Source organism: Collinsella aerofaciens, from assembly GCF_040910265.1.
Taxonomy (GTDB): Bacteria; Actinomycetota; Coriobacteriia; order Coriobacteriales; family Coriobacteriaceae; genus Collinsella; species Collinsella aerofaciens_BK.
Genome location: NZ_JBDGAW010000023.1, coordinates 31,260 through 41,361 on the forward strand (window position 1 = coordinate 31,260; position 10,102 = coordinate 41,361).

Annotated in this window: 10 protein-coding genes; 6 read left to right on the forward strand and 4 right to left on the reverse strand. The window is 60.7% G+C overall.

All coding sequences use genetic code 11. The annotated features are described in order from the left end of the window. Nucleotides 1–47 precede the first annotated feature (47 nt). A complete protein-coding gene (larD, locus tag AB5Z14_RS08780; RefSeq protein ID WP_195234155.1) occupies nt 48–779 on the forward strand; it encodes a D/L-lactic acid transporter LarD in 732 nt (243 codons plus the stop codon). A 373-nt stretch (nt 780–1,152) separates the two neighbouring features. On the opposite strand, the gene AB5Z14_RS08785 is transcribed toward larD, so the two are convergent. From AB5Z14_RS08785 to serB, 4 genes are all read right to left on the reverse strand, one after another. After that, on the reverse strand, nt 1,153–1,692 hold the full coding sequence (locus AB5Z14_RS08785; RefSeq protein ID WP_368131097.1) for a TetR/AcrR family transcriptional regulator: 540 nt from the start codon (nt 1,690–1,692) through the stop codon (nt 1,153–1,155). Nucleotides 1,693–1,694: 2 nt separating this feature from the next. Beyond that, nucleotides 1,695–2,630, reverse strand: a complete 936-nt coding sequence (gene larC / locus AB5Z14_RS08790) for a nickel pincer cofactor biosynthesis protein LarC (protein WP_368131098.1) — start codon at nt 2,628–2,630, stop codon at nt 1,695–1,697. A gap of 10 nt (nt 2,631–2,640) precedes the next feature. Next, a complete protein-coding gene (gene larB / locus AB5Z14_RS08795; protein WP_368131099.1) occupies nt 2,641–3,423 on the reverse strand; it encodes a nickel pincer cofactor biosynthesis protein LarB in 783 nt (260 codons plus the stop codon). A gap of 116 nt (nt 3,424–3,539) precedes the next feature. Continuing rightward, nucleotides 3,540–4,220: a phosphoserine phosphatase SerB gene (gene serB, locus AB5Z14_RS08800; protein WP_368131100.1), complete on the reverse strand. Its 681-nt coding sequence runs from the start codon at nt 4,218–4,220 to the stop codon at nt 3,540–3,542. A 211-nt stretch (nt 4,221–4,431) separates the two neighbouring features. Between serB and aspS the strand changes: the two genes are divergently transcribed. The 5 genes from aspS (at nt 4,432) to feoB (ending at nt 9,967) form a co-directional block, all read left to right on the forward strand. Further along, nucleotides 4,432–6,219, forward strand: a complete 1,788-nt coding sequence (aspS, locus tag AB5Z14_RS08805) for an aspartate--tRNA ligase (RefSeq protein ID WP_368131101.1) — start codon at nt 4,432–4,434, stop codon at nt 6,217–6,219. A gap of 356 nt (nt 6,220–6,575) precedes the next feature. Beyond that, nucleotides 6,576–6,824, forward strand: coding sequence for an HPr family phosphocarrier protein (locus AB5Z14_RS08810; protein ID WP_368131102.1), 249 nt, complete (start codon nt 6,576–6,578; stop codon nt 6,822–6,824). A 188-nt stretch (nt 6,825–7,012) separates the two neighbouring features. After that, a complete protein-coding gene (locus AB5Z14_RS08815; protein ID WP_040358815.1) occupies nt 7,013–7,255 on the forward strand; it encodes a FeoA family protein in 243 nt (80 codons plus the stop codon). A 39-nt stretch (nt 7,256–7,294) separates the two neighbouring features. Next, nucleotides 7,295–7,516: a FeoA family protein gene (locus AB5Z14_RS08820; protein WP_006234774.1), complete on the forward strand. Its 222-nt coding sequence runs from the start codon at nt 7,295–7,297 to the stop codon at nt 7,514–7,516. Between the two features lie 123 nt (nt 7,517–7,639). Next, on the forward strand, nt 7,640–9,967 hold the full coding sequence (feoB, locus tag AB5Z14_RS08825; protein ID WP_368131103.1) for a ferrous iron transporter B: 2,328 nt from the start codon (nt 7,640–7,642) through the stop codon (nt 9,965–9,967). The last annotated feature ends 135 nt before the right edge of the window (nt 9,968–10,102 follow it).

Consider the following 10,102-nt stretch of genomic DNA (forward strand, 5'->3'; position numbering starts at 1 on the left):
CGCGGCCTAAACGAATCGTTTATAACCGACAAGAAAGATAAGGTTTTATGCTTACCAAACTCCTCTGCGAATTCGGCGCAACGGCCCTCATGATCATCTTTGGCGTGGGCGTGCACTGCGATACCGTGCTTAAGGGCACCAAGTATCAGGGCTCCGGCCACATGTTTGCCATCACCACCTGGTCTTTTGGCATCTCGGTCGCCTTGTTTATCTTTGGCGGCGCCGTGTGCATGAACCCCGCCATGGTGCTTGCCCAGTGCATCGTGGGCCTGGTGCCGTGGAGCAGCTGCATCCCCTTCATGATTGCCGATATGCTCGGTGGCTTTGCGGGTGCCGTGATCGCGTGGTTGATGTATGCCGATGAGTTCAAGGCTTCCGATGGTGTCGTCGATCCCATTGCCCAGCGCAACATCTTCTCGACCAACCCCACCACCGAGGGTACGAACTATGCCCGCAACTTCTTCTGCGAGGCTATCTGCACCTTTGTGTTCATCAGCGCCATCCTTGCTGCTGCTAACCGTGCTGGCGAGAACGTCTTGATGCTCGCCATCTGCGTCGGCCTGATCGTTTGGGCCGTTGGCATGGGCATGGGCGGTATCACTGGCTTCGCCATGAACCAGGCCCGTGACCTTGGTCCTCGCATGGCCTATCAGGTGCTGCCGATCAAGAACAAGGCTGACAACAACTGGAAGTACGGCCTGCTTGTTCCTGGCATCGCTCCGTTTGTCGGTGCCGCTCTGGCCGCGCTGTTTGTGCATGGTTTCTTGGGCATGTTCTAGTCCGAGGCTACATAGTTGTCCGCTGGCCGCATAGGGTAACTTCCCAGCGCGTCCTCGGACATGAAAGAACCCCCGCTGCGCACTTCGTGCGGCGGGGGTTCTTTCGTCCTGCGGAATGCGCTGGGAAGTTACCCTATGCGGCCAGCTGCGGGATCTTAGTCGCGTTGGGACAAGCAACACTACATATATATCTGAATTTGGGTGGGAGGGGCTTGTTGCTGGTAGGGGCGTTGGGCTGCTGCTAGCACTTTGGGATGGGTTGTGCTTTTGGTTGGGCGGGGCTTTGGGGTGAGAGTGGCACTTTGGGATACGTGGCGCCTTGGGGTGGGGCGGTGCTTTGGGATGAAGTTTTTCTTTGGGGTGGAGTGGTTACCTAGTTGAAGAGGGGCTTTATGGCTGATAAGTAGTCTTTGGCTACGTCGGCTTTGTCTGCTTGGAAGTTGTGCCAGGCCCACCATTGGACGGTGGCTACGAAGCTTGAGGCTATGTGGTGTAGTAAGAAACTGCGGTCCATGGTGCCAGCGGGGCCTGTGGAGTCGGCGGGGACGGTTTCGGCTGCTCGTGACATGATGGTCTTGCGTAAGCAGTCGGCGAAGGCGCGGGAGCCGGCGCCGGCTACGAGGGCTCGAACGCCCTGGCGGCGCTCCCAGAGGTTGTTGAGGATATGCTCGACCTGCACGAGTGGGTCGTCGAGCGGTGTGCCATCGTCGTCGAGGGCGTGGGTACAGATGTCGCTCACGAGCTCGGACAGTAGGTCGTCTTTGCTCTTAAAGAGGCCGTAGAATGTCGCGCGGCCTACGTGAGCGCGCGCGATGATGTCGCCGACGGTAATCTTGCCGTAGTCCACTTCGCGTAGCAGCTCGGAGAACGCCGCAACGATGGCAGCGCGGCTTTTTTCTTTGCGGGCATCCATGGCTATGCATCCACGTGAACGAGCAGACAACGGAGCGTGCCGGAGCAACCCTCGTAGGGGCGCTTACCGGCGCCGTAGCCGACGGCCTCGATGCGGTAGCGGGCCGGTAGGTGCTCGGACGTGCGCAGTGCGGCGACGATGGCGGCGCCCGTGGGCGTCACGAGCTCGCCGGCGACCGGTGCGGGCGTGAGGGCGATATTGCCTGCTTGGCATAGGTTGACGACGGCGGGCACCGGGATGGGCATAAGGCCGTGGGCACAGTGGATGGTGCCGTGACCCTCGGAGAGCGACTCGACGACAATGTCCTCGATACCCAGGTCATCGAGACAGATGGCGACCGAGCAGATGTCGACGATGGAGTCGATGGCGCCTACCTCGTGGAACATGACGGTCTCGGGCGTTTTGCCGTGGGCCTTGGCCTCGGCGGCGGCGAGCGCGGTAAAGATGGCGAGCGCGCGGCGCTTGGCGCCATCGCTTAACTGCGAGCCATCGATGATGGCGGCGACATCCGCCAAAGAACGGTGGTGATGGTGGTGGGTGTGGTGATGATCTTCGTGCTCATGGGCGTGGCCCTCATGGTCGTGCTCATGGCAGTGCTCGTGTTCGTGCCCGCCATGATCATGATGGTGATGCTCATGCTCATGCCCGTGCTCGTGCTCGTGCGTGTGCTCGGCAGCTGCTTCGTTGCCGTAGAGCCAGGCCATATCGTGGTCGTGGTTCTCGAGCTCCTCTGCAAGCTGGACGTCAAAATCACAGGCGTCGATGCCATGCTTGTTTGCACGCGTGACGGCGATCGTAAAGCCGTCGACCGGCAGCGTAGCGAGCTGTTCGCGCAGGTGCTCCTCGCTGGCGCCCAGGTCGAGCAGGGCCGCGACGGTCATATCGCCGCTGATGCCCGAGGTGCCGTCGATGATAAGTGTGTGCTGATGATTGGACATGGAATGCTCCTTAGCGGGCGCGGGGTGTGCCGGCGCTCAGATGATTGATAAGACTTGCCTGGTAGGCGGCACCAAAGCCGTTGTCGATATTGACGACCGATACGCCGCTGGCACAGGAGTTGAGCATGGCGAGCAGTGCGGCTACGCCACCAAAACTTGCGCCGTAGCCCACGCTGGTGGGAACGGCGATGACCGGACAGCTCACCAGGCCGCCGACCACGCTCGCCAACGCGCCCTCCATGCCGGCGATGGCGATGACCACCTGCGCCTGTGCAAGTTCCTCGGCATGCGCGAGCAGGCGGTGCAGGCCGGCAACACCCACGTCGTAGAGGCGGTCGACCTCGTTGCCATAGAATTCGGCCGTCAACGCGGCTTCCTCGGCGACGGGCAAGTCGCTCGTGCCGGCGCAGGCGACGACGATGCGTCCGTTGCCAGTAGGGGAGGGCTTGCCGCCCACGAGGGCGAGCTGTGTGTTCGGGATATATCCCAGGTCGATGCCGTTGCCGAGGAGCTCCGAGGTACGGGCTGCTTTTTCGCTGTCCAGGCGCGTGACCAGGACGCGCTCCTGGCCGGCATCGCGCAGCGCTTCGATAATGGCGGTAATCTGCTCGGCGGTTTTACCGGCACCGTAGACAACCTCGCCGGCTCCCTGGCGCACCCCGCGCGAAAGATCGAGCTGTGCAAAGCCCAGGTCGGCGGTCGGCGCCGTCTGGATGCGCATGAGGGCATCGGCCGGCATAATGCTTCCGTCTGCCACGTCACTTAGCAATTGCTCAAGATCTCGTTTGTCCATATAAGTTCCCTTCGACGCAGAAAAGTTTAGCACGCGAAGGGTTGTTTCCGAACATTAGAGCATAATTGTTCGGAAATCTGACATGTCAGATTAGATGAAGTTGTGAGGCAAACTGACTAGTCGCGCAGGATGATGTCCATGGCGAGCATCAGGTTGCGCTCGTCGATGGCAAATGGGGCGGCCTCGCGCGTCTTGGGCTTGGCGCAAAATGCGATGCCCGTGCCTGCGGCCTGAATCATGGGGATGTCGTTGGCGCCGTCACCGATCGCGACGGTATGGGCCATATCGACACCGCACTCGACTGCCCAATCCAGCAGCTGGATGAGCTTGGACTCCTTGGTCACAATGTCTGCCGCCAACTTACCGGTGAGCTTGCCGTCCACGACCTCCAGGCGGTTAGCCAGGCAGAAGTCGATGCCCGCGGCGGCCACGATCTTGTCGGCGACCTCGTGGAAGCCGCCGCTCACCACGCCGACCTTCCAGCCCTTGCTGTGTGCCGAGCGCACAAGCTCCAACGCGCCGGGGGTAAACGTCACGCGCTCAAAGGTGCGCTCGAACACGCTCTCGTCCAGGCCGGCGAGCAGCCCCACGCGCTTCTCGAGCGCTTGCCTAAAGTCCAGCTCGCCGCGCATAGCGCGATCGGTGATTTGCGCAACTTGCTCGCCCACGCCGGCCTCCTCGCCCAACAGGTCGATGACCTCCTGGTTGATGAGCGTGGAGTCGATATCCATAACAATGAGGCGTGCAGTCATGATGGGCCTTTCCAAGTGCTGTTTTATTGGGGCATATTGTCGCACGTGAATAGCGCGGGCGGGTGCCGCGGTGCGTCAATTGTTTCGTCTCCGTCAAGTCTTTGGGTAAGAGCTACTTTTTCGCGGCACATCGACGCGGGTGCGATAACATAGAACGCCATGTCTGGCTGCGCGGTTTACGCAGGCTGGGCAAATCTGTACGACGCCGCCCGGAACGACACGGGGCGGCACAGATCCATAAAGGAGGATCACTGGTATGAGCCAGACCCGTCCCATTGACGAGCATTCCATGCACACCCGTACCTGCGGCGAGCTTCGCTTCGAGAACGTGGGCGAAGAGGTCACCCTCACCGGTTGGGTGAGCCGTCGCCGCGACCACGGCGGCCTTATCTTCTGCGACCTTCGCGACCGCGAGGGCATCACGCAGCTCACTTTCGACCCCGAGCACTCCGACGGCGATGCCTTTAAGATCGCCGAGACCATGCGTCCCGAGTGGCCCATCAAGATTCACGGCGTCGTGCGCTCCCGTGGCGAGGAGACCACCAACGCCAAGCTCGCGACCGGCGAGATCGAGGTCCTGACCGACCACGCTGAGGTGCTCAACACGTCTGTCACCCCGCCTTTCCAGATCGAGGACGGCATCGAGACCAGCGAGGACACCCGTCTGCGCTATCGCTATCTGGACCTCCGCCGTCCCGAGATGATGGCCAACCTCAAGCTGCGCTCCGACTTCACCTTTGCCATTCGCGAGGCGCTGCACAACCGTGAGTTCATGGAGGTCGAGACGCCCTCCCTGTTTAAGTCCACGCCCGAGGGCGCTCGCGACTTCATCGTTCCCAGCCGTATTCAGCCGGGCAACTTCTACGCTCTGCCGCAGTCCCCGCAGCTCCTGAAGCAGCTGCTTATGGTCGGTGGCGTCGAGCGCTACTATCAGGTTGCCAAGTGCTTCCGCGACGAGGACCTGCGTGCCGACCGCCAGCCCGAGTTCACCCAGGTCGATATCGAGATGTCCTTCGTGGACCAGAACGATGTCATGAGCGCGCTCGAAGAAGTCCTGTCCGATGCCTTCGGCCGCATGGGCGTCGAGATGCCCACGCCGCTGCGTCGCATGAACTACTGGGAGGCCATGGACACCTATGGCTCCGACAAGCCCGATACCCGCTACGGCATGCACCTGGTCGACCTGACCGACATCTTTGCCAACTCCAAGTTCAAGGTCTTTGCGACCGCCGCAAACGAGGAGGGCTCTGTCGTCAAGGCCATCAACGCCAAGGGCGCCGGTGCCTGGGCACGTGCCAAGATCGATAAGCTTGCCGGCGTGGCCTCCACGTTTGGCGCCAAGGGTCTGGCCTGGATCGCCTTCCGCGAGGACGGCTCCATCAACAGCCCCATCGTCAAGTTCTTCTCGGACGAGGAGATGGCGGCTCTGCGCGAGCGCATGGATGTCGAGCCCGGCGACCTTGTGATGTTCGCCGCCGGCCCGCGCCTGCTCTCTGACGAGATCCTGGGTGGCATGCGTTCCCACATGGCCAACGCGCTCGAGATCAAGCGCGAGGGCCACGACTTCCTGTGGGTCGTCAACTTCCCGCTGTTCCACTGGGATGAGGACCGCAAGGCTTACGCTGCCGAGCATCAGCCCTTTACCCTGCCGACCGAGACTGACATCGCCAAGATCGAGGCCGACCCGTTGGCGGCCGGTTCTTGCACCTACGACTTTGTCATGGACGGCTTTGAGGCCGGCGGCGGTGGTATGCGTATCCACAACGCCGAGATGCAGATGTCCATGCTCAAGCTCCTGGGCTTTACCGAGGAGCGCGCCGAGTCGCAGTTTGGCTTCCTCATGGAGGCTCTCAAGTTTGGTGCGCCCCCGATGGGCGGTTTCGCTTTGGGCCTGGACCGCGTGTGCATGCTGCTCACCGGCTCCGACTCCATCCGCGACGTCATGGCGTTCCCCAAGACGGCCAGCGGCTCCGACCTTATGTCGGGCGCCCCGAGTGCCGTTTCCGGCGCCCAGCTCAAGGACGTCAGCCTGCGCCTGATGTAGGCGAGCGGCTACATATTGCCCGCAACGAGGGAAGGACGCGTGCCTTCCCTCGTTTTTTATGCGCCGAGGTTGTGAGGGCATGGGGTGACCGGACGTCGAGGAAACTGCGTCCCGGAATTTGCGTCCAGAATGGGATGTACTTTCCGCCAGGGTCGCTCAGCGGAAACTGCGTCCCAGAATCCAGCCAAATAACGGGTCGCACTTTCCGGTTGAGCCTTCTGGCGGAAACTGTGTCCCATCATTGACGCTCGAAATGGGATGCGATTTCCGTCCCGCCCTCAACAAGCATCTAACGCTACAATAACTACCACGTGGCTGGGTTTGCCGGCCGAATGTGCGATGCCGCGGGAGGGGACATGGTCGAGTTTACGAAGACGATTAAAGATCCGTTGGGATTACATGCCCGCCCGGTTGCGCTGCTCTATGACATCATTGCCAAGCACCGTAGTGACGTGTCGGTTTCGATTGGTGACCGCTACACCGATGGCCGCGACGTTATAGGGCTCATGGCACTCTGCGGCGAATGTGGCGAAGACATCATCTTCCGCGTTTCTGGCGTAGATGAGGCCTCCTGTGTCGCATCGATCAGAAATCTCTCGCTTTAAGCATGACAGGGCGTGGTAAAGGATGGTCCTTTGCCGCGCCCTTTTGTTTCGTATAGGAAACTTTTTCGAAATCTGAATGGGGACCCTTTCCAAAAAGTTAACCACGTGTTAGTTTACTAAAGCGAACATAGACGTGGTTAACTTTTATCGCGTCGATGTTGAGGACGAACTGACGTTAGGAGCAACTCATGTCTTGCGGACCGCAGATGCCGGCCATGCCGCTTTCGATGGTAAAAGCGGGCGAAACCGTACGCGTGTCCCGTGTAAAGGGCAATGAGGACATGAAACACCACCTCAAGGACCTCGGCTTTGTCGAGGGCAGCGAAATCCACGTGGTGAGCTCGAGTGGCGCCAATATCATCGTCACTGTGCTGGGCGCACGCTTTGGTATCGATTCCAAGGTTGCCATGCACATCATGACCGTCGGCTAGTCTGCAGCATTTCATAAAAACCGAAAGGGGGACAAGAGGATGAAGACGTTGGGTGACGTTAAGGTGGGCGAGAGCTCTACCATCGTCAAGCTTCACGGTGAGGGTGCGCTTCGCCGCCACCTTATGGACCTGGGGCTCATCAAGGGCACTTCGTTCAAGGTCGTGAAGGTTGCACCGCTCGGCGATCCGGTCGAGATCAACGTGCGCGGCTACGAGCTTTCCATCCGCAAGGAGGAGGCCGCCGTCGTCGAGGTTCAGTAAGGACTCGTGGCGCATATTTCTGCAGATAAAGTTAGGTTTTTCTAACTTAATGCAGCATCTTTGAAGCACATTATCCAGCCTGCGCGGAGAAAGCAGCGCGGGCACACAAGGAAGAAGGATTGAATGGCGGATTCTCAGATCCATGTCGCGCTGGCGGGTAACCCCAACTGCGGCAAGACCACGCTTTTCAACCTGATCACCGGCGCCAACGGCTACGTTGGCAACTGGCCCGGCGTCACGGTTGAGAAAAAGGAGGCCAAGCTCCTAAGCGACAAGAACGTTACCATCACGGACCTCCCTGGCATCTACTCGCTTTCCCCCTACAGCCCCGAGGAGCAGTGCTCGCGCGATTACCTCATGAGCGGCGAGCCCGATGTGGTCGTCCAAGTCGTCGATGCCACCAACCTCGAGCGCAACCTGTACCTGGCGCTTCAGGTTATCGAGACCGGCCTGCCCGTGGTCGTCGCCCTCAACATGGCCGACCTGGTCGAGAAGAACGGCGACAAGATCGACACCGACAAGCTTTCCAAGAAGCTCGGCTGCCCGGTTATGATGATCTCGGCTCTTAAGAACAAGGGCATCACGGAGCTGTTCGAGCAGGTCAAGAAGTCCGCTGCCACCAAGGGCCAGGTGCCGGAGCACAAGTTCGACTCCTCCATCGAGGACGTTCTGTCCCACATCGAGAACAACCTTCCGGCGAGCGTTCCCGCCAACAAGCGCCGCTACTACGCCGTCAAGCTGTTCGAGCGCGATGCGGACGCCTGCAAGCTCATCAACCTCAGCAAGGAGAAGGCCGCTCGCGTAGAGCAGCTGGTCGCCCAGTGCGAGCAGGATTGCGACGACGACGCCGAGTCCATCATCACCGGCGAGCGCTACGGCGTCATCGCCCACATCATCGACGAGTGCATGACCAAGGCTCCTGCCAAGATGAGCACCTCCGAGAAGATCGACCGCGTGGTTACCAACCGTATCCTGGGTCTGCCGATCTTTGTGGTCATCATGTTCTGCGTGTACTACATCGCCGTCTCCACCCTGGGCGGCACGGTGACCGACTTCACCAACGACCAGCTCTTTGGTACCGATGGCTGGTACGTGCTCGGTCAGGGTCGCGACGCCTATGACGCAGCTGTTGAGGCTGCGGGCGACGATGCCGACTCGGTCGACCCGGCACAGTACGGCCCCTATGTCCCCGGCATCACCACCGTGGTGCACGACGCCCTTGTGGCGGGCGGCACCGAGGACGGTGGCCTGGTCGATTCGCTGGTCTGCGACGGTATCGTCGGCGGCCTGGGCGCCATCTTCGGCTTTGTGCCGCAGATGTTCCTGCTGTTCGTCATGCTGTCCTTCCTGGAGGACTGCGGCTACATGGCCCGCGTCGCCTTCATCATGGACCGCGTGTTCCGCCGCTTTGGCCTGTCCGGTAAGTCCTTTATCCCCATGCTCGTGTCCTCGGGCTGCGGCGTCCCCGGCGTCATGGCTACCAAGACCATCGAGAACGAGAAGGACCGCCGCATGACGGTCATGACCACCACGTTCATTCCCTGTGGCGCTAAGCTGCCGATCATCGCCCTGCTCATGGGTTCCATCATCGGCGATTCTTCCACCACCGCCGCGTGGATCAGCCCGCTCTTCTACTTCCTGGGCGTCTTTGCCGTCATCGCCTCGGGCCTCATGCTCAAGAAGACCAAGCTCTTCGCCGGTCGCCCGACGCCGTTTGTTATGGAGCTTCCTGCTTACCACTTCCCGGCGATCCGCTCTTGGGCGCTGCACGTGTGGGAGCGCTGCTGGGCCTTTATCAAGAAGGCCGGCACGGTCATCTTCGCGTCCACCGTCGTGGTTTGGTTCCTCTCCAACTTTGGTAGCTACAACGGCTCCTTTGGCTTCCTGCCTGCGATGGACGGCATCCCCGAGGAGTTCATGGACTACTCCGTGCTCGCCATGCTGGGCAATCTGGTCGCTTGGATCTTCGCCCCGCTCGGCTTTAGCACCTGGCAGGCAACCGCGCTGACTGTCTCTGGCCTCGTCGCCAAGGAGAACGTCGTCGCCACCGCCGGCTCGCTGCTGTCCGTCGCCGACGCGGGCGAGACCGACCCGAGCCTGTGGACCGCGTTTGCCGGCATGTTCCCCACCATGGGCGCCTGCGTTGCCTTCGGCGCGTTCAACCTGCTGTGCGCTCCGTGCTTTGCCGCTATGGGTACCATCCGCAACCAGATGGATTCCGGCAAGTGGACCGCGATTGCCCTCGGCTACGAGTGCGCCTTCGCTTGGGTGATCGGCCTGTTCATCAACCAGTTCTATAACCTGCTTGTCCTTGGGCAGTTTGGCTTCTGGACGGTTGTGGCTATCGTGCTGCTGGTCGCGATGCTCTTCCAGATTTTCCGTCCTATGCCCAAGCACGCTTGGACCGACGAGGACGAGACCAACACTGCTTCCGCTGCAGTTTCCGCCTAAGTCCGAATAAGGATCAACCCCTTTCCACGAGCCCGGGTGTCTCAGTGACACTCGGGCTTTTTGGTTCAAGACTTTAGTCTGCTGGGCGCGCAGCGGCCAGCTTCAACCCACCCGCTATGCGGGTGGAGACAAACG

What these genes read in the sequence shown, in the direction of transcription:
- AB5Z14_RS08820 (WP_006234774.1), top strand. Translation starts at nt 7,295, where the DNA reads ATGAAGACGTTGGGTGACGTTAAGGTGGGCGAGAGCTCTACCATCGTC.
- AB5Z14_RS08815 (WP_040358815.1), top strand. Translation starts at nt 7,013, where the DNA reads ATGTCTTGCGGACCGCAGATGCCGGCCATGCCGCTTTCGATGGTAAAA.
- larD (WP_195234155.1), top strand. Translation starts at nt 48, where the DNA reads ATGCTTACCAAACTCCTCTGCGAATTCGGCGCAACGGCCCTCATGATC.
- feoB (WP_368131103.1), top strand. Translation starts at nt 7,640, where the DNA reads ATGGCGGATTCTCAGATCCATGTCGCGCTGGCGGGTAACCCCAACTGC.
- AB5Z14_RS08810 (WP_368131102.1), top strand. Translation starts at nt 6,576, where the DNA reads ATGGTCGAGTTTACGAAGACGATTAAAGATCCGTTGGGATTACATGCC.
- aspS (WP_368131101.1), top strand. Translation starts at nt 4,432, where the DNA reads ATGAGCCAGACCCGTCCCATTGACGAGCATTCCATGCACACCCGTACC.
- AB5Z14_RS08785 (WP_368131097.1), bottom strand. Translation starts at nt 1,692, where the DNA reads ATGGATGCCCGCAAAGAAAAAAGCCGCGCTGCCATCGTTGCGGCGTTC.
- larB (WP_368131099.1), bottom strand. Translation starts at nt 3,423, where the DNA reads ATGGACAAACGAGATCTTGAGCAATTGCTAAGTGACGTGGCAGACGGA.
- larC (WP_368131098.1), bottom strand. Translation starts at nt 2,630, where the DNA reads ATGTCCAATCATCAGCACACACTTATCATCGACGGCACCTCGGGCATC.